The sequence below is a fragment of the Bradyrhizobium sp. CB2312 genome (assembly GCF_029714425.1).
GTDB lineage: Bacteria > Pseudomonadota > Alphaproteobacteria > Rhizobiales > Xanthobacteraceae > Bradyrhizobium.
The window spans coordinates 2,950,538-2,975,011 of sequence record NZ_CP121668.1; the positions used below are offsets into that span (position 1 = coordinate 2,950,538).

The 24,474-nt window shown below is 60.9% G+C and carries 22 protein-coding genes and 1 pseudogene; 19 read left to right on the forward strand and 4 right to left on the reverse strand.

The annotated features are described in order from the left end of the window. Positions 1 to 263 precede the first annotated feature (263 nt). Positions 264 to 761, reverse strand: a complete 498-nt coding sequence (locus QA642_RS14080) for a helix-turn-helix domain-containing protein (protein ID WP_283085185.1) — start codon at positions 759 to 761, stop codon at positions 264 to 266. A gap of 205 nt (positions 762 to 966) precedes the next feature. Between QA642_RS14080 and QA642_RS14085 the strand changes: the two genes are divergently transcribed. The 12 genes from QA642_RS14085 (at position 967) to QA642_RS14140 (ending at position 12,878) form a co-directional block, all read left to right on the forward strand. After that, entirely contained in the window at positions 967 to 1,605 is a 639-nt protein-coding gene (locus tag QA642_RS14085; RefSeq protein ID WP_283085186.1) for a 2-hydroxychromene-2-carboxylate isomerase, read from the forward strand. Positions 1,606 to 1,665: 60 nt separating this feature from the next. Next, positions 1,666 to 3,213 carry an AMP-binding protein gene (locus QA642_RS14090; protein ID WP_342739566.1) on the forward strand — a complete coding sequence of 516 codons (1,548 nt, stop codon included), beginning with the start codon at positions 1,666 to 1,668 and terminating at the stop codon, positions 3,211 to 3,213. Positions 3,214 to 3,258: 45 nt separating this feature from the next. Continuing rightward, positions 3,259 to 3,996 (forward strand): SDR family oxidoreductase, encoded by a 738-nt coding sequence (locus tag QA642_RS14095; RefSeq protein WP_283085187.1) that lies wholly within the window; start codon positions 3,259 to 3,261, stop codon positions 3,994 to 3,996. An 11-nt stretch (positions 3,997 to 4,007) separates the two neighbouring features. Continuing rightward, positions 4,008 to 5,189: an acyl-CoA dehydrogenase family protein gene (locus QA642_RS14100; protein WP_283085188.1), complete on the forward strand. Its 1,182-nt coding sequence runs from the start codon at positions 4,008 to 4,010 to the stop codon at positions 5,187 to 5,189. A gap of 25 nt (positions 5,190 to 5,214) precedes the next feature. After that, positions 5,215 to 6,345 carry an acyl-CoA dehydrogenase family protein gene (locus QA642_RS14105; RefSeq protein ID WP_283085189.1) on the forward strand — a complete coding sequence of 377 codons (1,131 nt, stop codon included), beginning with the start codon at positions 5,215 to 5,217 and terminating at the stop codon, positions 6,343 to 6,345. A 13-nt stretch (positions 6,346 to 6,358) separates the two neighbouring features. After that, the gene (locus QA642_RS14110; protein ID WP_283085190.1) at positions 6,359 to 7,546 is read left to right on the forward strand and encodes an acetyl-CoA C-acyltransferase; all 1,188 of its coding nucleotides are present in this window, start codon (positions 6,359 to 6,361) and stop codon (positions 7,544 to 7,546) included. Between the two features lie 20 nt (positions 7,547 to 7,566). Then, a complete protein-coding gene (locus QA642_RS14115) occupies positions 7,567 to 8,577 on the forward strand; it encodes a nitronate monooxygenase family protein (RefSeq protein WP_283085191.1) in 1,011 nt (336 codons plus the stop codon). Positions 8,578 to 8,674: 97 nt separating this feature from the next. After that, on the forward strand, positions 8,675 to 9,835 hold the full coding sequence (locus QA642_RS14120; RefSeq protein WP_283085192.1) for an iron-containing alcohol dehydrogenase: 1,161 nt from the start codon (positions 8,675 to 8,677) through the stop codon (positions 9,833 to 9,835). Positions 9,836 to 9,908: 73 nt separating this feature from the next. Then, entirely contained in the window at positions 9,909 to 11,108 is a 1,200-nt protein-coding gene (locus QA642_RS14125) for an ABC transporter substrate-binding protein (RefSeq protein WP_283085193.1), read from the forward strand. A 73-nt stretch (positions 11,109 to 11,181) separates the two neighbouring features. Next, positions 11,182 to 11,988, forward strand: a complete 807-nt coding sequence (locus QA642_RS14130; protein WP_283085194.1) for a glutathione S-transferase — start codon at positions 11,182 to 11,184, stop codon at positions 11,986 to 11,988. Positions 11,989 to 12,018: 30 nt separating this feature from the next. Beyond that, entirely contained in the window at positions 12,019 to 12,720 is a 702-nt protein-coding gene (locus QA642_RS14135; RefSeq protein WP_283085195.1) for an SDR family NAD(P)-dependent oxidoreductase, read from the forward strand. After that, positions 12,693 to 12,878, forward strand: coding sequence for a hypothetical protein (locus QA642_RS14140; RefSeq protein ID WP_283086887.1), 186 nt, complete (start codon positions 12,693 to 12,695; stop codon positions 12,876 to 12,878). The genes QA642_RS14135 and QA642_RS14140 overlap by 28 nt, the downstream gene beginning before the upstream one ends. A 353-nt stretch (positions 12,879 to 13,231) precedes the next feature. Here the strand turns inward: QA642_RS14140 and QA642_RS14145 are convergent, their stop codons facing one another. Continuing rightward, on the reverse strand, positions 13,232 to 13,492 hold the full coding sequence (locus tag QA642_RS14145; RefSeq protein ID WP_283085196.1) for a hypothetical protein: 261 nt from the start codon (positions 13,490 to 13,492) through the stop codon (positions 13,232 to 13,234). Between the two features lie 174 nt (positions 13,493 to 13,666). Next, on the reverse strand, positions 13,667 to 14,455 hold the full coding sequence (locus QA642_RS14150; RefSeq protein ID WP_283085197.1) for an SGNH/GDSL hydrolase family protein: 789 nt from the start codon (positions 14,453 to 14,455) through the stop codon (positions 13,667 to 13,669). Between the two features lie 138 nt (positions 14,456 to 14,593). On the opposite strand from QA642_RS14150, the gene QA642_RS14155 reads away from it, so the two are divergent. The 6 genes from QA642_RS14155 (at position 14,594) to QA642_RS14180 (ending at position 20,514) form a co-directional block, all read left to right on the forward strand. Next, positions 14,594 to 15,826, forward strand: a complete 1,233-nt coding sequence (locus QA642_RS14155) for a hypothetical protein (protein ID WP_283085198.1) — start codon at positions 14,594 to 14,596, stop codon at positions 15,824 to 15,826. Positions 15,827 to 15,831: 5 nt separating this feature from the next. Continuing rightward, the gene (locus QA642_RS14160; protein WP_283085199.1) at positions 15,832 to 16,416 is read left to right on the forward strand and encodes a protein-S-isoprenylcysteine O-methyltransferase; all 585 of its coding nucleotides are present in this window, start codon (positions 15,832 to 15,834) and stop codon (positions 16,414 to 16,416) included. Between the two features lie 201 nt (positions 16,417 to 16,617). Beyond that, entirely contained in the window at positions 16,618 to 16,815 is a 198-nt protein-coding gene (locus QA642_RS14165) for a hypothetical protein (protein WP_084334208.1), read from the forward strand. Between the two features lie 88 nt (positions 16,816 to 16,903). Next, entirely contained in the window at positions 16,904 to 17,593 is a 690-nt protein-coding gene (locus QA642_RS14170) for a hypothetical protein (RefSeq protein ID WP_283085200.1), read from the forward strand. Positions 17,594 to 18,234: 641 nt separating this feature from the next. Continuing rightward, on the forward strand, positions 18,235 to 18,681 hold the full coding sequence (locus QA642_RS14175) for a Rap1a/Tai family immunity protein (protein ID WP_283085201.1): 447 nt from the start codon (positions 18,235 to 18,237) through the stop codon (positions 18,679 to 18,681). Between the two features lie 216 nt (positions 18,682 to 18,897). Continuing rightward, positions 18,898 to 20,514, forward strand: coding sequence for a B12-binding domain-containing radical SAM protein (locus QA642_RS14180; RefSeq protein WP_283085202.1), 1,617 nt, complete (start codon positions 18,898 to 18,900; stop codon positions 20,512 to 20,514). Here the strand turns inward: QA642_RS14180 and QA642_RS14185 are convergent. After that, positions 20,494 to 20,712, reverse strand: a pseudogene (locus tag QA642_RS14185) (lipid A biosynthesis lauroyl acyltransferase); the annotation flags it as partial. The gene QA642_RS14180 and the pseudogene QA642_RS14185 sit on opposite strands and share 21 nt — an antisense overlap. Before the next feature lie 349 nt (positions 20,713 to 21,061). On the opposite strand from QA642_RS14185, the gene QA642_RS14190 reads away from it, so the two are divergent. After that, positions 21,062 to 24,421 (forward strand): adenylate/guanylate cyclase domain-containing protein, encoded by a 3,360-nt coding sequence (locus tag QA642_RS14190; RefSeq protein ID WP_283085203.1) that lies wholly within the window; start codon positions 21,062 to 21,064, stop codon positions 24,419 to 24,421. Positions 24,422 to 24,474 lie beyond the last annotated feature (53 nt).

Sequence of the window (24,474 nt, forward strand, 5' to 3'; positions counted from 1 at the left end):
AGCGGGTCCCAGGTTCGAGCCCTGGTGCGCCCACCAAGCTTTTCAAAGACTTGGACAGACCTCGCGGAGTACGGAGCTTTCGGTCGGGAAATCGGCTTGATCGGTCCTGAATTCGCCTGAGAATCCGGCTTTGATAGCTGCGCGCCAAGCCGCCGGGCGCTCGGCCACGGCAAGGCCATTTGCGGATGTATCGGCCCGTTGAAGTCGTCCACGACGTTCTAGCGGACCTGCCTTCCTGCATCGAGCTGTTGAGACGTCGGAGGTCAACCAGCGTTCTTCGCCGAAACGCCGTTGCTCGTCGGCAAAGACCGTCTCGCGCCGGGGCCCGGATGAACATGGACTGCCTTCGCCGTCAGCGGCTCACCGCATTCGGAGCAGATCATGACAGGATCAAACATCTTGTGGCAGTTCTTGTGTTCATGCAGCAGCGGTCGTCCGCGCGAGTCGACCATGTGGACGTTGCCCCAGTGCACAATCGACATGATGATTGGATAGAGATCGAGACCCTTTTGCGTCAGGATATACTCGTAGCGCTTCGGCGCTTCTTGATACGGAATCTTGCGCAGGACGCCAAAGCGGACAAATTTCTTCAGCCGATCGGCGAGCAGATGGCGGGTGATTCCGAGCGACGTCTGGAAGTCATCAAATCTGCGGATGCGCAAGAAACATTCGCGCAGGATGAGGAGGCTCCAGCGGTCACCGATCACCGCCACGGTACGGGCGAGAGAGCATGGCTCCTCCTCAAGGGTATCCCATTTCATCGAAGTCTCCAGCGAATCCGTAGCGGCACTGCAAATAAATTCTAAATCAGAACTCACGGAAAATCAATGGGATGCCCGCATTCGCGCGCCACGACGCCGATTGTATGATAAACATCATATTGACAGTTCTAAAATAGAACTTTATCGGTGCGGCACGATCAATCGGGTGGCGAACAACCGCCGCCGTCGAAGAGAAGGGCGTTCCATGGCTGCTCCGCTCAAGGTCGAGTTTCATTTCGATTTCGGCAGTCCCAACGCTTACCTCGCCGAGCTCGCGCTGCCCGGCATCGAGCAACGAACCGGCGTCAAATTCGACTACGTGCCGGTGCTGCTCGGCGGCGTCTACAAAGCGACCGGCAACCTGTCGCCCGCCGAGTCGCTGCGCGGGATCAGGAACAAGCCGGAATACAATGCGCTCGAGACCCAACGCTTCCTGCGCCGGCACAACGTCACGAAGTTCACGATGAACCCGTTCTTCCCGGTGAACACGCTTGCGCTGATGCGCGGCGCCGTTGCCGCGGAGTTCGAGGGGGCGTTCGAGCCCTACTTCCGCGCTGCCTATCACCACATGTGGGTCGAGCCCAAGAAGATGGACGATCCGCAGGTCTTCCGCGATGCGTTTCTGTCGTCAGGGCTGGACATCGATCGCATCAGCGCGCGCGCCCAGCAGGACGACGTCAAGAAGAGGTTGATCGAGAACACTGGCAGCGCCGTGGCGCGCGGTACGTTCGGCTCGCCGACGTTCTTCGTCGGCGACGAGATCTACTTTGGCAAGGACAGCCTGCGCGATGTCGAGGACGAAATCCTAGCGCAATCGGCGGCGGCGCAGCGTAAGAGCGCCTGATCGCGCGGAGGCATCCAGAACGAGCCGAGCCCGCAAAGGGCCTTTCATTGGGAGGTTTCATTGGCGAACTGGCAGCAGGCTGCAGCTGAAATCACGAAGACGTTGCCGCATCGCATCCATGAGGTGATGGACATCTATGTTGCCACCACACCCGACCGGACGGCGCTGATCGAAGACAACGCGTCCATGACCTATCGCGAACTGGATAGGGCGGTTGGTGCCACGGCGGATGCGCTCCGCGCGCTCGGCGTCCGCGCCGGCGATCGCGTGATGCTGGTCAGTGAGAATTCGATCGCGCTCGCCTGCCTGCTGTTTGCGGCAAGCCGCCTTGATGCCTGGGCAATCGTCGCCAACCCTCGGCTATCGCCGCGTGAGCTCGATCAGATCAGGGATCACAGCGGCGCCCGACGCATGCTCTTCACGGCAAATGTCTCCGAAGAGGCGGCCGCGCATGCGGCGCGTTACGACGCTCCGTTGCAGGATGTCGGGCCGCTTCACGGCATCGGCGTGTCTGCTCTGAATCAGGACACGCAGGCCGAGCCGGCCGAGACCGACGGCGCCCGCCAGGTGGCGGTGCTCATCTATACGTCCGGTACGACCGGAACGCCGAAGGGCGTCATGCTCACGCATCGCAACCTGCTGTTTTCCGCAAGGACCACCGCGAATCTGCGCAGCATGACGGCGGACGACGTGCAGTATTGCGTGCTGCCGATCTCGCATATCGTCGGCATCTCGCTGCTGACGATGACGCTGATGGTCGGTGGCGTCACCCGGCTGGTCACGAAGTACAACCCCGCTGCGCTTGCCAAGGCGCTGGCCGAGGAGGGCATCACGCTCCTGAACGGCGTACCGGCGACCTACCAGCGGCTGCTCGAATACAAGCAGACGGCGGGCCTGCCGAAACTGGAGCGCGGCGCGCTGCGGCTGATGAGCGTCGCCGGTGCGCCGCTCGACCTCGAGCTCAAAGCGCGGGTCGAGAAGGAGCTCGGTCTTCCGCTCGGCAACGCGTTCGGCATCACCGAATGCTCGCCCGGCATTTCCGGCGTTCGGGCGGAGGCGCCGCGCAGCGACAATTCGGTCGGCACTCTCGTGCCGGGCATCGAGGCTCGAATCGTCGCCCGTGACGGTGCCATCGTGACCAGCGGCGATATCGGTGAACTGCATGTCCGCGGACCGAACGTGATGCTCGGCTATTACCGCGCGCCGGACCTCACGGCGAAGGCGATCGACCCGGATGGGTGGTTCAACACGGGCGACCTGGCGCGCTTCGAGGGCGAGGCGATGTTCATCGTCGGGCGCACCAAGGAGATGATCATCCGGTCCGGCTTCAACGTCTATCCGGCTGAGATCGAGGCGGTGCTGAGCACCCATCGCGACGTAGTGCAATGCGCCGTGGTCGGACGGCCGGTCCCGGGCAACGAAGAGATCGTGGCGTTCGTCCAGCTCCTCAAGGGCTCCTCCGCAACCGCGCAGGATTTGATGGCGCATGTCGCGCCTGAGCTCACGTCCTACAAGCGACCGTCCGAGATCATCCTCATGGACGCGCTGCCGGCCACGTCGACCGGCAAGCTGCTGAAACACAAGCTGGCGGAATCGCTGCGCAACTGACGCGGGCGAGATCGCTTCAACATCTCACGAGGCTGGAGAAGTCCCATGCAGAAGAGAAACAGGACGGTTGCGGTGATCGGCGCCGGTGACTTTATCGGCGGCGAGATTGCCAAGAAGTTCGCTTCCGAGGGCTTCACGGTCTTCGCCGGTCGTCGCAATGGCGACAAGCTCGCGCCGTTGGTCAAGGAGATCGAGGCCGCCGGCGGCGAGATCCACGCCCGCTCGCTCGATGCGCGAAAGGAGGAGGAAATCATCTCGTTCCTCAATGACGCCGACAAGCACGCGCCGCTCGAGGTCTGCATCTTCAACATCGGCGCGAACGTGAATTTCCCGATCCTGGAGACCACCGAACGTGTGTTCCGAAAGGTCTGGGAAATGGCCTGCTATTCCGGCTTCCTTGCGGGGCGCGAGGCCGCGCGGCTGATGCTGCCGCGTGGTGAGGGCAACATCTTCTTCACCGGCGCGACCGCGAGCTTGCGCGGCGGTTCCGGCTATGCCGCCTTCGCCAGCGCGAAGTTCGGCCTGCGAGCCGTCGCGCAGGCGATGGCGCGCGAACTCGGGCCGAAGAACATCCATGTCGCGCATCTTATCATTGACTCTGGCGTCGATACTGAATGGGTGCGGCAGCGCCGGCTTGAAGCGCTCGGCCCCAATGCGCTCGACGATCCGGACCTGCTGATGCCGCCAGCGTCGGTGGCCGCGTCCTATTGGCAACTCTACCAGCAGCCAAAGAGCGCCTGGACGTTCGAGCTCGAGATCCGCCCCTTCGGCGAGAAGTGGTAGGGGAAGCGCCAATGGAGCTCGCGCTATCCCCGGAAGACGCGGCGTTTCGCGACGAAGTGCGCGCGTTCATCAACGACAACTATCCGGCCGCGATGCGTGTCCCCAATCCGGAGACCGACCTATCCAAGGAGCAGATGCTTCTATGGCATCGCGTCCTGCACAAGAAGGGCTGGATCGCGCCGCTCTGGCCCAAGGAATATGGCGGGCCCGGCTGGTCCATCACGCGCCGCTTCATCTTCGAGCAGGAGACCACGCGTGCCGGCACGATGCCACCTTTGGCGTTCAGCGTCACCATGGTCGGTCCCGTCATCTATACGTTCGGCAATGAGGCGCAGAAGAAGAGGTTTCTTCCCCGCATCCTCTCGGGCGAGGACTGGTGGTGCCAGGGCTATTCGGAGCCCGGCTCGGGCTCGGATCTCGCCACCGTCCGCACCAAGGCGGTGCGCGACGGCGACCACTACATCGTCAACGGCCACAAGACCTGGACCACGTTGGCGCAGCATGCCGACTGGATCTTCTGCCTGGTGCGGACCGATCCAGCCGCAAAGCCGCAATCTGGCATCTCCTTCCTGCTGATCGACATGAAGTCGCCGGGCGTCACCGTGCGTCCGATCATCACCATCGACGGCTCCCATGAAGTCAACGACGTCTTCCTTGAAAACGTCCGCGTTCCCGTCGAAAACCTGATCGGCGAGGAGAACAAGGGCTGGACCTACGCCAAATTCCTGCTCGGCAACGAGCGCACCAGCATGGCCGGCATCGGCCGCTCGACGCGCTATATCGAGAAGCTGAAGAAGATCGTGAAGGCGGAGATTCCCGCGGACGATCCGGCGCATATCGAATTTGTCAGGGACATCGCCCGCATCGAGCTCGATGTGCTGGCGCTGGAAGCAACCGAGCTGCGCGTCGTTGCTCAAATGGCCCGCGGCATCGATCCGGGACCCGCGGCCTCGCTGTTCAAGATCCGCGGCACCGAGATATTCCAGGACATCACCGAGCTGACCCACCGCGCGGTCGGCAACTACGGGCTGGCCATCCGCGAGCACCCCGTCAGCGCCAATCACTTCATGCCGGGACCGGATTACGGTCACACCGCGTCAGAGAAGTACCTGAACTCGCGCAAGCTCTCCATCTACGGCGGATCGAACGAGATCCAGCGCAACATCATCGCCAAGGCCGTGCTCGGTCTCTAGCGAACAGCAGCACGGGAGGAATCGGATGGATATCCAGTTCACGGAAGAGCAGGAGCTGCTCCGATCCAGCGTCCAGCGCCTGCTGGGCGACCAGTATGGTTTCGATGCGCGCCGTAAGGCCGTCGCGAGCGAAGAGGGGTACAGCCGCAGTCAATGGCAGTCATTCGCCGAGCTCGGACTGCTGGCGGCGCCGTTCTCTGAGGACGTCGGCGGTCTCGGCGGCGGTCCGCTGTCGACCATGATCGTCATGCAGGAGTTCGGCCGTCATCTCGTGGTCGAGCCCTTCGTCGAGACGGTGGTGCTTGCCGGCGGCCTGATTGAGCACTTTGGATCCGCCGAGCAGAAGCAGGGCTTCATTCCCGACATCGTCGCCGGCAGCAAGGTGTGGGCGCTTGCCTGGACCGAGAAGGGCTCGCGCTTCGATCTTGCTAACGTCACTACGACGGCGCGGCGCCAGGGCAAGGACTATGTGTTGACCGGCCAAAAGACCGCGGTCATCGGCGCGCCCTGGGCGGACTTTCTGATCGTTTCGGCGCGCATGTCCGGTCAACAGCGCGATCGCGGCGGGGTCAGTCTCTTCGTGGTTGATCGCCGTGCCGCCAATCTAGATCTGCAGAGTTTCAAGACGATCGATGGCCGCCGCGCGGCGGAGATCAGCCTGCGCGGCGTCGCTGGCCAGCTGCTCGGTGAGGAGGGCGAGGGTGTGGCCGCGCTGGAAGCCTGCCGCGACCGTGCCATCGGCGCGCTCTGCGCCGAGGCGGTGGGTGCGATGGCTGAATTGAATGCCGCGACGCTAGAATATTCCAAGACCCGCAAGCAGTTCGGCACGACGATCGGCTCGTTCCAGGTGCTGCAGCATCGGATGGTCGACATGTTCATCGCGCATCAGGAAGCGCTCTCATTGATGCAGCATCTCACGCTGAGCCTGGATGCAGGCGAGGCCGGCGTGTCGCGTCTTGCGTCGGGCGCCAAGTCGAAGATCGGCTATGCCGGCAAGTTCATCGCCGATCAGGCGGTGCAGCTGCATGGCGGCATGGGCATGACCGACGAATTGAACGTCGGACACTATTTCAAGCGGATTTCCTCCATCAACATCCAGTTCGGCGATCCCGCCTTTCACGTGTTGCGCTACGCGCAGCTCGATGCGGCCGCCTAGCAGAGAGGCAGACATGACGACTGAAGCAGTTATCGTTTCCACCGCGCGCACCGGCGTCGGCAAGGCCTACCGCGGCGCGCTCAACCACACCGATGGTCCGACCCTGGCGGGCCACGTGATGGCCGAGGCCGTGAAGCGCGCCGGCATAGCGCCCGGCGAGGTCGAGGACGTGGTGATGGGCTGCGCCATGCAGCAGGGCACCATGGTGATGAACGTCGCTCGCAAGGGTGCGATCCGCGCCGGCCTGCCGGTCACCGTAGCCGGCACCACGATCGACCGCCAGTGTGCTTCCGGTTTGCAGGCGATCGCGGTGGCTGCGCGTTCGGTGATGCTCGACGGCGTCGAGATCGCAATCGGCGGTGGCATCGAGTCGATCAGCTTGGTGCAGAACGATCACATGAACAAGTTCCATGCCATCGATCAGGATCTCATGGCGATGAAGCCAGAGATGTACATGTCGATGCTCGAGACGGCCGAAGTGGTCGCCGAGCGTTACAAGATCGGCCGCGATCAGCAAGACGAATACAGCCTCGAATGCCAGCGCCGCGTCGGCGCGGCGCTGCAGGGCGGCCGTTTCAACGACGAGATCGTGCCGATCACGACCAAGATGGCCGTCGTCGACAAGGACACCAAGCAGGTCAGCTATCAGCAGGTCACGCTGAGCCGGGATGAGGGCCCGCGGCCAGATACCACGGCGGAAGGCCTGTCGAAGATCAAGCCGGTGTTCGAGGGCAAGACCATCAGCGCCGGCAATGCCAGCCAGCTCTCGGATGGCGCCTCCGCCTGCGTGATCATGAGCGACAAGATCGCGGCGCAGAAAGGCCTGAAGCCGCTCGGCATCTTCCGCGGCTTCGTCGCTGCCGGCGTCGAGCCCGACGAGATGGGCGTCGGCCCGGTCGCTGCGATCCCGAGGCTCCTCAAGCGTCACAACCTCAAGATCGATGACATCGATCTCTGGGAGCTCAACGAGGCCTATGCGGTTCAGGTGATCTATTGCCGCGACAAGCTCGGCATCGATCCCAGCAAGCTCAACGTCAACGGCGGTTCGATCGCGATCGGTCATCCCTATGGCATGACCGGCGCGCGGCTTACGGGGCATATCCTGCTCGAGGGCCGGCGGCGCAAGGCGAAATACGGCGTGGTGACCATGTGCATCGGCGGCGGCATGGGCGCGGCCGGTCTGTTCGAAATCATCCACTGATCGGAAGACGGAGTTTTCACGTGAAGACAGCAATAACCGAACTGTTCGGCATCCAGCATCCGATCATCCAGGGCGGCATGCACTATGTCGGCTTCGCCGAGATGGCCGCGGCCGTGTCGAATGCCGGCGGTCTCGGCATCATCACGGGCCTGACACAGAAAACGCCGGAGCTCCTCGCCAAGGAGATCGCGCGCTGCCGCGACATGACCGACAAGCCGTTCGGCGTGAATCTGACCTTCCTGCCGACGCTGTCAGCCCCGCCCTATCCGGAATACATCGCCGTGATTCGCGAGGGCGGAATCAAGGCTGTCGAGACCGCGGGCCGCAGCCCGGAGGCCTACATGCCGGCGCTGAAGGCGGCCGGCATCAAGGTGATCCATAAATGCACCTCGGTGCGGCATTCGCTCAAGGCCGAGAAGATCGGCTGCGACGCCGTCAGTGTCGACGGTTTCGAATGCGGCGGTCATCCCGGCGAGGATGACATCCCGAACATGATCCTGCTGCCGCGGGCGGCGGACGAACTGAAGATCCCGTTTGTGGCCTCCGGCGGCATGGCGGATGGACGCAGTCTCGTCGGCGCGCTAGCGATGGGCGCAGCCGGCATGAACATGGGCACGCGCTTCGTCGCCACCAAGGAAGCGCCGGTCCACGACAACGTGAAGCAGGCGCTGGTTGCGGCGACCGAGCTCGACACCGTGCTGGTGATGCGCGCCCTGCGCAACACCGAGCGGGTGCTGAAGAACAAGGGCGTCAGCGAATTGCTCGAGATCGAGCGCGAGAAGGGCGCAAGTCTGAAAATCGACGACATCCTCGACCAGGTGGCCGGCGTCTATCCGAAGGTGATGGTCGATGGGGAGATGGATGCCGGGGCCTGGAGCTGCGGCATGGTGGTCGGGCTGATCCACGACATCCCGACGGTCAAGGAACTGATCGACCGCATCATGGCGGAAGCGGAGGCGATCATCCGCCAGCGGTTGACCGGCTTCCTTGACGGCAAGGTCGAGACGCAACGGGCGCGTGCGGTCGCCTGACGAAGGGCGAGATACGAGCACAAGACCGGGGTGGCTGACGGCGTCGCGATGCTGACGCCGCAGTGGTGAGCAGAAAAGAACATCAGGGAGGAAGAGCATGCCTGTCGTAGGTAGCCATCAATACCCCACCATGGAATCCGTGATCTACGGCAAGCCCGCGGCGGAGGCGCTGCGGGAGGAGGCCGAGCGCCTGGGCGCCAAGCGCGTCTATCTGATCGCGAGCCGCACGCTCAATACGACGACCGACGAGATCGAGAAGATTCGGACGGCGCTCGGTCCACGCCATGCCGCGACCTTTGACGGGGTGCCGCAGCACACGACCCGGGACGTGGTCACGCAGATCGCCCGGCAGGCCAAGGACGCCCAGGCCGACCTGGTCGTTGCAATCGGCGGCGGCTCGGTGGTCGATGCGGCAAAGATCGTGCTGATGTGCATGGAGCACGAGATCTTAGAGCCGATGGGGCTCGATGGGTTCGAGACCACGCCGGACCGCCGCTTCGGGCCATTCCGAACCCCGAAAGTGCGCATGATCGCCATCCCGAGCACGCTCTCCGGCGGCGAGTACAATTCGGGTGCGCTGGTCACCGACACCGGCCGCAAGCTGAAGCAGATTTTCAATCATCCGATGATGATGCCGCGAAGCATCATCCTCGATCCAGCGATCACGAAATACACACCCGAGAAGCTCTGGCTGGGATCAGGTACGCGCGCGATGGACCACGGCATCGAGGCGATCTGCTCCAGCCGTCCCAATGTGCTCGTCGACGCCGTGTGCCAGCAGGGCTTGCGCTATCTGTACGACGGACTCCGGCGCACCAAGGACAATCCGAACGATGAAGCGGCGCGGCTGAACTGTCAGTTGGGGTCCTGGATGTCAGCTTTCGGGTTGCAATCGCGCGTTCCGATGGGTGCCAGCCATGCCATCGGCCATGTCCTCGGTGGAACCTGCGACGTGCCGCATTATTTCTGCACGGCCGTGATGATGCCAAGCGTGCTCCGATACAACCGGCCCGCTACGGAGGCTGCTCAGAGAACGATCGCAGCGGCGCTTGGCGCACCGGAACGGGATGCCAGCGACGCATTTGCGACGTTCATCGCGGAGCTCGGCTTGCCGCAGAGGCTCGCGGACGTCGGCGTTGCCGAGGACCGTTTCGAGTTGATCGGCAAGAACGCAATGCTGTCCATCTTCACGAGGGCGAACCCTCAGCCGATCCGTGAGCCCGGCGACGTCGTCAAGATCCTCAAATTGGCCGCCTGAAGAAGCGCCAAGTGTCCGTCACGGCCTGCCGCACGGAAGGCCGCGCGCAAAAGCAACACTGGAGGAACACGTGATGTTCAGGAGCATCCGACTGGCCTGTGCACTCTTGATCGTGGCAGCCGCACCCTGCTGGGCGGGCGATTCGGTCGGTGTCACCGCAACAAGCATCAAGATTGGCGGCATCTTTCCGCTCAGCGGACCAGCTTCCTCGATCGGCCAGGTCGGACATGGCGTGCTGGCGTATATGCGATCGGTCAACGAGCGCGGCGGCATTAATGGACGCAAGATCGACTATCTGCTGCTCGACGACGCCTACAGCCCGCCGAAATCCGTGGAGCATGCACGAAAACTCGTCGAGAGCGACGAAGTGGCGTTCATGTTCAGCCAGCTCGGTACCGCAGGCAACACGGCGGTGGCGAAATATCTGGCTGCCAAGCGCGTGCCGACGATTGCGATCGTCACAGGCGCGAGCAAGTTCACCAGTGTCAAGGATTATCCGCTGACCACCACCGGACTCGTCAGCTATGACACCGAAGGGAAGATCTACGCCAAGTATCTGACGCGCGCGTTGCCCTCGGCGAAATACGCCATTCTCTACCAGAATGACGATCTGGGCCGCGACTACGTCGGCGCGTTCAAGGCCGTTCTCGGCCCTGAGTTCGACAAGCGCGTAGTCACCGCCAGCTACGAGGTCACCGAGCCGACGATCGACTCGCAGGTCGTGGCGCTGAAGAGTTCCGGCGCGCAGGCGCTGTTCATCGCCGGCACGCCCAAGTTCGCCGCGCAGGCGATCCGCCGGGCGGCCGAGACGGCGTGGAAGCCGACGATCCTGATCAATTTCCCATCGTCGTCGATTGCCGGAACGATCAAACCGGCGGGGCTGGAGAATTCCGTGGGCGTCATCGTCGGCACCTTCAACAAGGATCCAAACGACGAGAGCTGGAAGGACGACGAGGCCATCAAGGCCTATCGCGCCTTCTTCGATCGGTATCTGGCGGGCTCCGATATCACCAATACGAGTTATCTGACCGGCTATCAGCAGGGCATGCTGCTGGAACAGATCCTCAGACAATGCGGCGACGACCTCTCGCGCGAGAACGTCATTAGGCAAGCGAAGTCGCTGAAGAACTTCACACTGTCGACCGCATTGCCCGGCATCCGGATCAACACCAGCGAAACCAACAACATGGTCTGGACGCAACTGCAGCTTCAGCGCTGGACCGGAACCCGCTGGGAGCCGTTCGGCGGGATTCTTGACGCAAGCTCGGAGTAACCCATCCGCCGCGTGACTTCTCGGCCTCGAGGCGAGGACCGACGAGGGCGGAGACGATCAGGAGGAAGCCATCATGGCCGACTTGCGGATATTCTCCTACTTGCCGAACCCCCGGGTCTGGAAGGCGACCATCGCAGCGCGGTTCTGCAGTGTGGAGGTCGAGGTCAGGGGAGCTCCGCCCAAGGAGCTGCGGGACTGGTTGTGGGACTATGACGCCCATCCTTTGGCAGAGCATGAACGCTCCTCGCTATCTTCGCTGGCGCGAGCCGGTCGCGTTGGGCTGACCGGCTCGCGCCTCTTCAAGACCGATGCGTTCATGACAGCGCAGCCGTTCGGCAATGTGCCTGCTGCCTTCGGGCCTGATGGCAAAATCGGGATCTTCGAATCGAACAGCATCATGCGGGCGGTGGCACGGCTCGGCGAGTCGAAGTCCGGGCTCTACGGGCACGATGCCTATGAGGCGTCCAGGATCGACAGCTTTCTCGACGTCAGCCTGGTGTTTGCCCGGGATGCGCAGATCTATCTCTTGGCGCTGTCGGGCGGCACGGTCGATGCGGCCGTTCACGCACGTGCAAGGGAAGCGTTTGCGATCTATGCATCAGGGATCGAGCAGGCGTTGTTCCCGCGGCGCGAGGCACTGGTGGGTACGGGATTATCGCTGGCCGATATCTGCTTTGCCGCAGAGCTTGCGCTGTTCATGAATGAGCATACGCGGGCCGACCAATTGCACAAGCGCGGGCTGGACAGGATCCTGCATCCGGCGGTGCGGGATGAATATCCGCGGACCTTTGCTCATTTCGCTCGTCTCGTCGAACACGTGCATTTCCAGCCTGATCTGAAGCCATACGTCGAAAAGCTGTTGGCGAAGGCTGGCAACTGACCTGCCGGCCGAACGTGGAGGACTAATTGCATGACCGCGCCTGTCTGCCTGATATCCGGTGTCGGCCCTGGCACAGGTTCCGCTCTCGCCAGGCGGTTTGCCGAGGGCGGCTATCGCCTCGCTCTGCTCGCCAGGAATGAGGAGCGCCTCGCTGCCCTTGAGAGGGAACTGCCGGGCGCGAAAGGATTCCGCTGCGATGTTTCCGATCCCGAGCAGATCGACGCGGTAGGGGCGGCCGTGGAGCGCGATCTCGGCAATCCCGCCGTGGTCATCCACAACGCCGTCGGTGGTGCGTTCGGCACATTCCGCGAGATCGATCCGTCGATCCTGAATCGCAACTTCCAGGTCAACACCATGGGACTGTTGTATCTGGCGCGGCGGTTCGTCCCCGCGATGCTGACGGCCGGAAAGGGTGCGATCGTTGCCACCGGCAACACCTCGGCCTTGCGCGGCAAAGCCGGTTTCGCCGGCTTCGCGCCGACCAAGGCGGCGCAGCGAATCCTGGCCGAAGCGATGGCGCGCGATCTCGGGCCACAGGGCGTTCACGTCGCTTACGTCGTGGTCGATGCCGTGATCGACCTCGAGTGGACACGGAAACGCTGGCCAGATCGGCCGGACGATTTCTTCATCAAACCGAGCGCTATCGCCGACGAGATCTGGCACGTCGCCCACCAGGATCGAAGCGCATGGTCGTTCAATGTTGAATTGCGGCCGTTTGGAGAAAGCTGGTAGCCGAGAAGCGCTTCATTGCCGATCCGTATCGGCCCGAGCGTCACTACATGCGCGGGCCGGGCCCAAAATGGTTCGCCAAACATGGTGCATCCGCATCTGTCACGATTCGCTGGAAGCAAGCCTTGAGTTCCCGGCGCAGCCAATGGCAACAGCTCTAACGTCCTAGTACTCGCCGGACGCAAAGCATTCTGATTTCGTTGGTTTGGTGTAGTTGCTCAGCACTCGGGAGATCAATGGAGCCTAGAGTCTCGGTACTAAACTTCGTTTCCAATTCTGAAGCCATGCAGATGCAAATCTGCAAGCAAGCGTCCGTCGAAAGGCCGCCTTGCTGCCCGCAACCGTTTCGGCACGCTGAGAGAAACTGCGGTCGCCATTCTGCAGCCGTGGCGACTGGTATAAAATTGAGGGCAGCTATCGTCAGAGCTGGGAGGAACGCGGACATTGCTTCGCTTCCCTTTTTCAGTTTGCTGATGGGAGGCTCTAATTCGACTCTATCTTTTTCAGTATCGAGCTACTTGCGTAGTTGTCCCCTGAAGCGGAACCACAAATGACCGATCAGCGATAGGACGATGGCGGCCACAATTATCGGGAGCCAAATCGACGTGGTTATGATGAACAAGGAAACGATGACCGCACGTCCAAAGACCGATTCGCTGACCGGATTCTTAAGGCGAGCGAAATAGACGTAGATAATAAAAATGGTGGCCGGCACCATCCACACGGCGACAAGCACCAGTAATAGGTCAACAAGTTGGCTGGCATAATGGTGCATAAGCGCACCTCCTGACAGCGTCGGCGCGAGTTGCTATCACCGCTGCGAGAGATGCGGCGATTGTCGACGATAATTGGTCTTTGTTCGCGTTGACGGGCATCTGCACGCTCGGCATCGCTGTCACGGCCGGTGCCCAAACCCACGCGAACCCACAGCCCTCGAAGCTAGGGCCTCTCAACGCGCACTCGCTGAGATGGCTCGGGCAAGGGCTCGTCCAATGCAATTATAACCATCGGCGGTGTTGTGCAATCCGTCCCACGTTACAAGCGCGCTTTGCGCAACTCCGGCACTGACCGAGTTTCGCATCAGCGCAAAACGAGAGAACAGCCCGACCCGCTCCTGCTTTGCGACATCGATGATGATGTCCTCCATCGTCGAATAGCCAGCTGAAGCGAGCACCTGTGGCGCATATTGCAGATCCATCAACACGACATCGGCAGACCCCGCCTTAAGTGCTCTTACCCCTTCAAGAACGCTTCTCTTGAGCCCGTGGTCCGGCCGGCCACCCCAGGCGACGTCATTAGTACCTAATTGCCAGATAACGAGATCAGGCGTGTGCGCGAAAACGTCACGCTCGAACCGTGCAACGTTGTTCGGAATCGTATCGCCGACTCGGCCGCTGTTGATCACCTCGATCGTCGCGTTCGATCTAAGTCTCGCTAGCTCTCGGCGCATGACCTCCGGGTATGTGGCCGCGGACCTAAGCATCCAGAGTCCCACTGTCGACGACGATCCGATCGCTACAATCCTTAACGGCTCACCGGATTTCAAACGCGACGCCGTGCGGGGCAATTGTGCACCCAGCGAGGTGTTGAAATTTGCCGAAAGGCATTTCTCGGCAGATGATAACTCGTCCTGCGCTTGAGAGGACCCACTGCCGGACAGTCCGATAAGCAAGGCCGCGCCGATTGACGCCATTATTCCAGCGGCTCGGGTCCGGAGGGCAAAATAGGTCAAAAACATGTTCCCCCAATAACTGGTCGATTCTCTCTTGACAACCGTTAGCGTCAGACGTTTCGCTATATATCCTTGAATTGCAGGTGGATTGACGCGTGGGCAGTGAGTAACCCGATGAATCCGCGGGTAGTCGCGGGTGAGACCATGACCGGACAGCCTGTAGCGAAGCGGCTGGTATTCCATATCGGCGGCTACGATCCAATCACGTTGCATGTCAGCGCGCAACGACGCTTCGTGCGCGAAATTGCCAGGTTCCAACGTACCTGGTCAGTGAAAGCGACCGTCGACGATTCGCATGATACCGCTGACCAGATCCAATGGAACGTGACGACAACCGGCCCCGATTGGCTCGTCGAAACCGATTACCGTCTGGTCCGATGGCACGATGTCATCGAGGTGTTCGGGGGGCGAAGCATCGGCTCACGCATTTCCGTCGGCATTCTTGCGTTTCTGGATTTCGTATTGGCCGGCACTCTCTGGCGTTACTTGCAAGCCAATTGGCGATACGCACTTTTCTTTCTCTATCCATTCGTCACGTTCGGATTGCTCATCGCGGCCGCCTTTTTGATCGGGGTGGCTGCATTCAAGATCACCGGATCAATTCTCATTGCTACAGGTGGCGGCCTCTTCGGGCTCGCAGCCGTGTTGGCGGGGCCGTGGCGCTGGCTGCACCTGGGCGACTTGTTCGACGATTGGATTTTTTCTTGCGAGTACATTCGATTCGGTAACTCGAAAATAGAGCAAAGGCTGGACAGGTTGGCCGCCGAGCTGGTGGTTGCTGCGACCAACTCTGCCGCAGACGAAATTTTGGTCGTGGGGCACAGCCTTGGCGCCGTACTAGCGGTCGATCTACTTGATCGCGCCTTGAAGCTGGACCCTGCGCTCGGTCGGAAAAAGAGTCCCGTCACATTCTTGAGCGTTGGATCATCGATACTCAAGATCGGCCTGCACCCGAAGGCAGTACGCTTTCGCAGGACGGTGGAACGCGTCGCCAATTCCCGCGCGATCTTCTGGGGCGACTATCAGGCCCTCACCGACGCGTTGAATTTTTACAAATGCCGGCCAATGGCCGAAATGGGCTTGTCGACAGAAAACGAGGCGACCGTCAGGGTCGTGAAGATTAGTCGAATGCTTAACGACGACATGTATCAACGCATTCGCTTCAATTTCTTCCGCGTGCACTGCCAGTTCGTCAGTGGAAATGACAGGCGAACATCGTACGACTACTTCATGCTCACATGCGGACCCATTTCAGCCAGATCCCAGACGCTCGCCCCGGACGGCGCTGTGTCGATGATCGCTGACGACGGAGGCCTTGTTGCGGGCGCGCCGGTGTCGGAAAGCGAACTGCTGCGAAGTCCGGGCGCGGCAGCCTGATTTAAATGACGCCCACCATTTCAAAAGTCATCTTCGTTGCGTTGGTGATCGGCTGGTACCTCATACGCTATAAGTACGCGCGGCGTTCCCGCCGTGCGAGGGTTGTGTGGAGCGCTCGCGGCCCCCTGGAAAACGCGCTCCTGCTCATATCTCTTTCGGGGCTTGGACTTGTGCCGCTCGTCTACGTAGCGACAGGAATGCCTCGTTTCGCAGCTCACGGCTTTTATCCCGCGTTGGCTTGGCTGGGCTCTTTCTTTGCGATTGCGGCTTTGGGCGTGTTTCACCTGACGCATCGTGCCCTCGGCCGGAATTGGTCGATAAGTCTCGACGTGCGGGAGAATCATGAGCTCGTGACGGAGGGGATTTACCGGAGAGTTCGACACCCGATGTATTCGGCATTTTGGCTGTGGGCTATCGCCCAGGCATTGCTGCTGCCGAATTGGATTGCCGGTTTCGCGGGCCTGGCCGGCTTCGGGGTCTTGTTCTTTGGACGCGTCGCAAGGGAAGAGCGAATGATGTTGCAGACGTTTGGCGACAGCTATCGCGAGTATATGGCGCGGACCGGTCGGGTCTTCCCATGGATACTCTGAGGTAGGTCCCGGCACGTCTAACCCTATGGTACCCAGAGACTGATTTGGAACCAGACGCCTCGATTTGCGTGCCATTTCCGCAACATACGGTAGAAAAAGCTGTCGGAACCGCGTCTATTCGTTGCTGCCGTGGCGAGTGTCAGGTTATTCCTAAGCGTGTCAGGTGAATACCAATCGCTCCCGAACAAATGGTGAGATCCGATGCTGAAATTCGTTGTCCTTGGAATCGCGTCTTTGGCTTTCGTGGGAACCGCAGCTGCTGCGGACCTGCCACGGCCTCAGCCGGTTGCCGCCGCGGCGCCGGTTGGCAAAGCTCCGATCGGCAAATATCCCGTGGGTAAGAGCCCCGTGGGCAAATACCCGGTCGCCGCCCCGGCTCCGTTGGTGACCAAGGGTTGATCTGACTATCTATTCGGACGCCAGCGGCGTCCGTTTGGGGTAGCAGACTACCTGTGGCATCGGATCTTGGATCCAAGAGGATTCGAAGATGGCTGGAGTGATTCGGAAATATCCGGGTCTAAAGCTTCTTGCAAAGGCCGCCATGCTGGCGGCCTTTGTAGGCTTGGGGGCCGGGATCAGTAGCGCGCAACCAATCGTGGCGCGTACCGATCAGCAGCAACGGGACGCTCTCCCCAGTTCGGTGACGAAGCATGCAGCGACCATGGCTGCTGCTACGCCGGCGATATCCGATGTAAAGCCAGCTCGAAGAGCTGCTGCCACGGGTCCCTACTACGTTGATTTTCGTGCCCGCACGGCGGCAACGTACGGTCATGCCTTCGTCTGGTACGGAAAGACGGGCGAAAAGCAGGTCGAGGTCGCTGGTCTGGCTCCGGCCGGCGACGAGGTGCCCTATATCCTGGGACACATCATGTTTGTCCCTTCTGAGACGGGTGCGACCTACGGTGATCTTGACGAGCAATATCTGACGGCCAGCTATCGCGTCTATTTGTCTGAGGCCGACGCCAAGAAGGTCTTTGCTTATATCAAGCGCCAGCAGGAGACTTCGCCGCTCTGGAATGCAGCAACGGCAAACTGCACTGCCTTTATCGGCCGCATAGCGACGTTCATGGGCCTGAACGCTCCGTTTCATCTGCTAAAGCCTGAGGAATACGTCAACAGACTCAGAGAGCTGAACGGGGGGCGAAAGACGGTGCAGCTCGAACCCGGTCGAGGCTAGAATCCTCGGATTGAGTTCATCCAGTTTTCCGCGCGTCAGGATGGACGTGAGGTCTTCAAGACATTCAATCGAGCTTATTCTTTGAGGATGCGGTTCGATACGATCAACATTCGTGGGCTGCCTCGCTTGGTTGACGAATGGGCCGGGAAGATCATGGGAACGCCCGTGGCGTTGCCTGCAAGGCAGGTCCACCTCTGCTTTGACATTGCTAAGCTCTCGTTCGAAACCGTTCCGGGGGCGAAGTCTTCCTTGGCGTAGTTGAGGAGGATTCGCAGAACTTGTCGTCGCAGACGAAGATTACTGCTGAGGCAATGGTTCTGCGTCGAGGCCGAGCATCAACATCAATCGACCAGTGCACGTCGCGTACACCGCGCTGAATCGAGATCTGTACCATCAGCACGCTTGTCGCCGCCTATGTCGATCCGCGATCATGATCGCGGTGTAGCCGACCTTTGCGGCGGTCACCGCGCGGAAAGCTGCGTGTTATCAAGTCGACAAGCGCTCTATCGGCTTTGTGAAAATGGAAGAGCTGAGTTCACGTCACTCGTATTCGAGTACGATGGATCAGGCGCTTTTTTTGAGCTAAGCCGTCTAGGCCGCCTGGAACGGCGCGGGCGGCCGCTCTATTGCGGCATACTCAAATGCCTGCAACCTATCGCGCCGGTATTCGGGGGACGCGGATGCGGGTCCATATGATTGTTGCCGGCCTTACCCTAGCGATCATCGGGAAGGCCAATGCCACGGTTGTCGACAAGGGAGCCGACGCGCAAAAGTCTTGCGAACTGCTTGTCAAGAATTCGCCTCGCAATCAGGACGAAGCTCGGTCCGCAGGGGCATGTGAGGGGATGATCGAAACCGCGATGCTCTTTTCACCAAATCTGCCCGCTGACGTGCGTGCATGCCCCCCCGCGCAAGGCAGCCCTTTGCAAAGTGCGAAGGTTTTTCTGCAGTATCTTGATGGCAATCCCGATCGAGTGAATGAACCGGGGATCACCGTCGCTATTGCAGCATTCAGGGATGCCTGGCCCTGCCGTGGGGACGATGCCGGAACTGGACCGAGAAAGCGTGCCCAAAAAAAATCCAAATAGAACGCGTATCTGTGCATACTGATGCTAGCCTCACGGTCGGCGATGTCCGTGTCAGGCCTGATTGATTCGCAATGCACTACCGTCGAGGTGCGCGAACTGAATCGCAGCGCTCACCTCCATAACCAGCACTCAAGCGCCTTATCGACGAGCCAAGCGAACCCTTGAGCCCCGATAAACAGCGGGGCATTGTGTCATCAACGCCGGGGCTGGAACAGCATGACAATCGCATGCCGCGTCCTGATGATCTATCCGAAGTTCGTTCCGAATTCGTTTTGGAACTATGCGGAGGCCTGCGAACTCGTCGGCGCGAAGTATCCCACGGCGCCGCTTGGCCTGATCACCGTCGCCGCTATGTTGCCGAAGCATTGGGACATCCGGCTCGTCAACCGCAATACCGAGGCGTTGACAGATGCGGACCTCGATTGGGCCGATCTTGTGATGATCGGCGGTATGCTCAACCAGCAGCCGGATGCCATCTACCTGATCGATCTCGCCCACCTGCACGGCAAGCCAGTATGTGTTGGCGGGCCGGACGTCTCCTCTAGCCCGCATCTTTACGCGGACGCGGACTTTCAGGTGATCGGCGAGGCCGAGCATGTCATCGAGCAGTTTATCGCCGCCTGGGAAAGCGGCGAACGCAAGGGCGTGTTCATCGCCGAGAAATTCAAGATTGATGTCACGCTGAGCCCGATGCCTCGCTACGATCTGCTTAACTTCGATCACTATCTATACATCGGCGTGCAGTATTCGCGTGGCTGCCCGTTCACCTGCGAGTTCTGCGATATTATCGAGCTGTATGGTCGCGTGCCGCGTACCAAGACCAACGATCAGATTCTCGCCGAGCTGCAGGCGCTCTACGATCACGGTTATCGCGGGCATGTCGATTTCGTTGACGACAATTTCATCGGCAACAAGAAGAACCTGCGCACCTTGATGCCGCGGCTCAAAGCCTGGCTGGAAGAGCACGACTATCCATTCGAGTTCTCAACCGAAGCCTCGATCAACATCGCGGACGACAGCGAGCTGCTGCAGGCAATGAAGGATGCGAACTTCTTCGCGATCTTCGTCGGCATCGAGAGCCCGGATCCCGAGACGCTCGTGCAGATGAAGAAGAAGCAGAACACCAAGCGCAACATCGCCGAGTGCATTCACAAGATTTACGGCTACGGCATGTTCGTCACCGCTGGTTTCATCGTCGGGTTCGACAATGAAAAGGCCTCGATAGGACAGGCGATGGCCGACCTCATCGAGGAGACGAGCATTCCAGTCTCCATCGTTGGGCTTCTTTATGCGCTGCCCGGCACCCAGCTCACACGGCGGTTGGCCACGGAGGGCCGCTTGCACCGCGGCCATGACCTTATGAACGTCGAGCAGGCGGGCGATCAGTGCACGCTTGGGTGCAATTTCGATACCAAGCGTCCACTTCGTGACATCCTTTCCGATTACAAGGCCGTGCTCGGGCACGTCTACAGTCCGGCGGCATATGCGGGACGGCTGTCCCGTCTCGCAGCCATGCTCGACCGATCCGACCGGCGCCGCGATCTGCCGGATGGCGATGTGCGCAAGAGGCTTGGCGGCATCGACAGCCTAAACAAGATTATGCGGGCTCTGCCGAAAGTTCGTGAGCCGTTCTGGAAGACCTTTGTCGAAGTCGCCAAGACCAATCCGGGCGCGCTGCGTTACATCGTGATGCTGATGGCGTTGTACATGCACCTCGGGCCGTTCTCGGAACGCGTGATCGGCGAGATTGACCGCCGCATTGCCGAGTTGGACGATGTACCTCCACTAGGGGCTACCGCGGCCAGTCAAGTGCTACCTCCAGCGACGGTGTAGCCACAGCCACTGATCGGGATATTCGCGGATCCAGCCGTCGATGACCGATGTGACCGCCTGCACCATTCACTGAATGTCGATTTGTCCTCCGGCATCGCGGACCGGCTTCACTTCTTCGGACAATTCGCCACGAAAGCGCTGTCCGGGCAGCCGGATAATGCGCGCGCCATGAATCGGGCACTCAATCTGCCGCAGCAGATCTAGTGCACGGCGCGCGGCGCAATCGACTAACTGATCGCGCCAACTGCGTCGCTGCCACGCCAGCCGATCGGGGCGACTGCGCGCCGCGCCGCCAAATCAGAAATCGACTTCGCGCCATGCTGCCGCATCTTTCGATATGCAAACGCGTCAGTGGTCGAACGCGGTTAGGACCTTCAAGAACAGGGGCCGGGACGCCATCGAAAGTGCGTACTACGCCGCGCGATTTCAGTTGGCCCACCGTGTTAGGCCGAGCGAGAAGGTCCGACGATCGGCGATTCCATCGACGGATGCTCCTTCGCAGACCCCTCCAATGTGCTATTCTCATGGCATAGGCCATAGGTATCCCATGACAGGTACTGCAGAGTGGCTCGCATCGATCGGTTTGGCGGAGTACGCCCAGCGTTTCGCTGAGAACGCCATCGATTTCTCGGTCGTTGGCGATCTCACGGAGCAGGACCTCAAGGATCTTGGCGTCCTGCTTGGGCACCGGCGCAAGATTCTGCGCGCGATTGCCGAACTCAAGAGTGAAGGCGTCGTATCAGTCCAAACGTCCGCTAAACCAGCGCCGCGAGACAGCGCCGAGCGGCGCCAATTGACGGTCATGTTTTGCGATCTGGTGGAGTCGTCGGCACTTGCGACCCGACTGGATCCAGAGGACCTGCGCTCGATAATCGGTGCTTATCACGACTGCATCGCTGGTGTTATCGCCCGGAATGAAGGCGTCATCGCGCGGTACATGGGGGATGGCGTGCTTGCCTATTTCGGCTATCCCCAAGCGCACGAGGACGATGCCGAGCAGGCGACACGCGCGGGGCTGACACTGGTCGATGCCGTGGCCAACCTCCAGACAGATATCGGTACGAGACTACAGGTCCGCGTCGGCATCGCCACCGGAATGGTCGTCGTGGGTGATCTGATTGGCGAAGGCGCCGCCAAGGAGCACGCAGTCATTGGTGAGACACCGAACCTGGCCGCTCGCCTGCAGCAGTTCGCCGAGCCCGGTATGGTGCTGATCTCCGAGAGTACGCACCAGCTCACACATGGACATTTCGAATACCGCGATCTCGGCTCTGTCGTGCTCAAAGGATGGGCGGAGCCAATACCTGCCTGGCAGGTACTCGGGATCAGCGGAGTGGAAAGCCGCTTCGAAGCGCAGCACAAGACTCGGTTGACGCCGCTAATCGGGCGTGACGAGGAGATCGAGCTGCTGTTGCGGCGCTGGCAGCACGTCGCATCGGGTGAAGGCTGCGTCGTGGTTCTAACTGGAGAGCCAGGTATCGGTAAGTCGCACATCGCGCTGGCCCTTCAAGAGCGGCTCAAAGCCGAACCACACATTACGATCCGCCATTTCTGCTCGGCACACCACACCAACAGTGCGCTTTACCCGTTCATTGCCAATCTCGAACGTGCCGCCCGGTTCGAGCGAGGCGAGACGCCGACGGAGAAGTTTGCCAAGCTTGAAGCTCTGCTGTTGCGGTCCGGCGCCGATGCAGATCGCGTGGTGCCGGCCCTGGCCAACCTTCTGTCGCTTCCGCTCAACGACCGCTATCGCCTGCCCGAGATGACCCCGCAGACCCGCAAGGACATGACGCTGGCGGCGTTCCTGGCCGAGCTTGAGGCATTGGCGGCGCAGCGGCCAGTGTTCGTCATATTCGAGGATGCCCATTGGGCGGATCCAACTTCGCTGGAGCTGCTCGCTGTTACACTGGAAAAGCTGCCGCGGCTTCGAGTGCTGCTGCTGATCACCGCGAGACCGGAGTTCGCGCCGCCCTGGCCTGGTCATGCACATGTGACGACGATCTCGCTCACACGGCTTAGTCGGCGCAACGGGGCGGCGTTGGTCGAGCGTGTCACGGCCGGGAAGACGCTCCCGGAGGAGGTCATGCACCAAATCCTCGCCCGTACCGATGGCGTACCCTTATTCGTCGAGGAACTGACGAAGACCGTGCTGGAAACAGGGCTGTTACAGGAGAGGGACGACCATTACACGCTCAGCCGTCCGCTACCATCGATGGCGATTCCAACGACGTTGAGCGCATCGCTGATGGCCAGGCTCGACCGATTGGCTCCAGTGAAATACGTGGCTCAGATCGGCGCCGTCGTGGGACGCGAGTTCTCTTACGAACTGCTGAGCGCCGTTGCCGAGTTGCCAAGGCAGACGCTAGAGGAGGCGCTCGCCCAGCTGGTTCGGGCGGAGCTGATATTCTGCCGCGGCGAGATACCTCGTGCGGTCTATACTTTCAAGCATGCGCTCGTGCGAGATGCCGCAGAATCGGGGCTTCTGAAGAGCCGGCGCGCAGCACTGCACGCCACCATCGCGGACGTGTTCGAGCAACGGTTCCCGGAAATTGTGGAGGCTCAACCCGAGACTCTCGCACTCCACCTTACGGAGGCGGGACTGTTCGAAAAGGCAGGAGAATATTGGCTGCAGGCGGGGAGGAAGGCGGCCATGCGCTCCGCCAACCTCGAAGCTATCGCACACCTGCGCAAGGGCATCGAGGTGCTCGCCCATTTGGCTGACGGCGCTCGGAAGGACAGACGAGAGCTTGATTTCCAGTTCGCGCTGGGACCATGCTTGATCGCTACCCAGGGACCGGCCTCGCCACATGCGGTGGCGATCTTCGCTCGAGCGCGCGAGCTGTGCCAGCGCCTCGAGGATCCCCCCGAGCAACTACAGATCATGTTCTGGTTGACCACTGCGAGTGTCATTCGTGGTGAGTTGCCGGTTGCCGTGGAAATGATCTCGGCGCTGCTCGAACTCGCGGAGGCGCGGGGCGATCGACCAACGTTGCTCAACGCGATGCGCGGGCAAGGCATGATTCGACTTTTCATGGGACATCTCGAAGGAGCCCACGACGTTATCGTACGGGCCTTCGAAGCGTTCGAGGCAAGCAACGAGCAGGACAGATTGGCGGCGCGTGCCGCTGGCCAGGATGCGGGCGTGGCCGACCTTGCCCTGATGTCGTGGGCGCTCTGGCTGCTGGGCCGCCCCGATACCGCACTCGCACGACTGGATACCGCCATTCAGCGTGCCGACGCCATCGGTCATCCGCATTCGCAGGCCTATGGATGCTACTATGCGTCCATTCTCCACGCTCTTCGGGGCGAGTTCCCGGCTGCGCACGCTTCTGCCGAACGCTGTCTTGCCTTGTCGGAGGAGCACGGATTTCGGCAATGGAGAGGATTGGCGCGCGCCGTTCGGGGGATAAGTGCCACCTTTCTTGATCCTTCGTCCGCCGCGCTCGCGGAAATCCAGGCTGCGATGAACGAATATCGCAACGCGGGCTATCAGCTCGGCATCACGGCCCTCTACGTGCTCCTGAGCCCGGCCTTATTGTCGATCGGTCAGCGCGAGGCCACGCTCGAGCTGATCGAGCAGGGGCTTGCCACAACCAACCGCAATAGCGAGCGGATATTTGAGGCCGAACTGTATCGACTGAAGGCGCGCGTGCTGCTCTTTGATGACGTACCGGGAGCCGGTGCCGAGGCGCAATCACTGTTCGAGTGCGCGCTGACAACTGCAAGAGGCCAACACGCCAAGGCCCTTGAACTTCGAGTTGCAGTTGACCTCGGCGCCTTGTGGATCGATCAAGGCAGACGCAAGGAAGCGCTCGACCTGCTCGCCCCCGTCTATGCGGGGTTCACCGAGGGCTCTGAAACGCAGGATCTCAAGCAAGCAAAGGCGCTACTTCACCGACTTCGGTAATTCTGCCTGGACGACAGATATTGGAGTCTGGCTCAACGGTCGTAGAGCTGCTT

What these genes read in the sequence shown, in the direction of transcription:
- QA642_RS14100 (WP_283085188.1), top strand. Translation starts at nt 4,008, where the DNA reads ATGGAGCTCGCGCTATCCCCGGAAGACGCGGCGTTTCGCGACGAAGTG.
- QA642_RS14095 (WP_283085187.1), top strand. Translation starts at nt 3,259, where the DNA reads ATGCAGAAGAGAAACAGGACGGTTGCGGTGATCGGCGCCGGTGACTTT.
- QA642_RS14080 (WP_283085185.1), bottom strand. Translation starts at nt 761, where the DNA reads ATGAAATGGGATACCCTTGAGGAGGAGCCATGCTCTCTCGCCCGTACC.
- QA642_RS14175 (WP_283085201.1), top strand. Translation starts at nt 18,235, where the DNA reads ATGCCTGCAACCTATCGCGCCGGTATTCGGGGGACGCGGATGCGGGTC.
- QA642_RS14130 (WP_283085194.1), top strand. Translation starts at nt 11,182, where the DNA reads ATGGCCGACTTGCGGATATTCTCCTACTTGCCGAACCCCCGGGTCTGG.
- QA642_RS14125 (WP_283085193.1), top strand. Translation starts at nt 9,909, where the DNA reads ATGTTCAGGAGCATCCGACTGGCCTGTGCACTCTTGATCGTGGCAGCC.
- QA642_RS14105 (WP_283085189.1), top strand. Translation starts at nt 5,215, where the DNA reads ATGGATATCCAGTTCACGGAAGAGCAGGAGCTGCTCCGATCCAGCGTC.
- QA642_RS14190 (WP_283085203.1), top strand. Translation starts at nt 21,062, where the DNA reads ATGACAGGTACTGCAGAGTGGCTCGCATCGATCGGTTTGGCGGAGTAC.
- QA642_RS14155 (WP_283085198.1), top strand. Translation starts at nt 14,594, where the DNA reads ATGACCGGACAGCCTGTAGCGAAGCGGCTGGTATTCCATATCGGCGGC.
- QA642_RS14165 (WP_084334208.1), top strand. Translation starts at nt 16,618, where the DNA reads ATGCTGAAATTCGTTGTCCTTGGAATCGCGTCTTTGGCTTTCGTGGGA.
- QA642_RS14120 (WP_283085192.1), top strand. Translation starts at nt 8,675, where the DNA reads ATGCCTGTCGTAGGTAGCCATCAATACCCCACCATGGAATCCGTGATC.
- QA642_RS14085 (WP_283085186.1), top strand. Translation starts at nt 967, where the DNA reads ATGGCTGCTCCGCTCAAGGTCGAGTTTCATTTCGATTTCGGCAGTCCC.
- QA642_RS14145 (WP_283085196.1), bottom strand. Translation starts at nt 13,492, where the DNA reads ATGCACCATTATGCCAGCCAACTTGTTGACCTATTACTGGTGCTTGTC.
- QA642_RS14170 (WP_283085200.1), top strand. Translation starts at nt 16,904, where the DNA reads ATGGCTGGAGTGATTCGGAAATATCCGGGTCTAAAGCTTCTTGCAAAG.
- QA642_RS14110 (WP_283085190.1), top strand. Translation starts at nt 6,359, where the DNA reads ATGACGACTGAAGCAGTTATCGTTTCCACCGCGCGCACCGGCGTCGGC.
- QA642_RS14150 (WP_283085197.1), bottom strand. Translation starts at nt 14,455, where the DNA reads ATGTTTTTGACCTATTTTGCCCTCCGGACCCGAGCCGCTGGAATAATG.
- QA642_RS14180 (WP_283085202.1), top strand. Translation starts at nt 18,898, where the DNA reads ATGACAATCGCATGCCGCGTCCTGATGATCTATCCGAAGTTCGTTCCG.
- QA642_RS14135 (WP_283085195.1), top strand. Translation starts at nt 12,019, where the DNA reads ATGACCGCGCCTGTCTGCCTGATATCCGGTGTCGGCCCTGGCACAGGT.
- QA642_RS14160 (WP_283085199.1), top strand. Translation starts at nt 15,832, where the DNA reads ATGACGCCCACCATTTCAAAAGTCATCTTCGTTGCGTTGGTGATCGGC.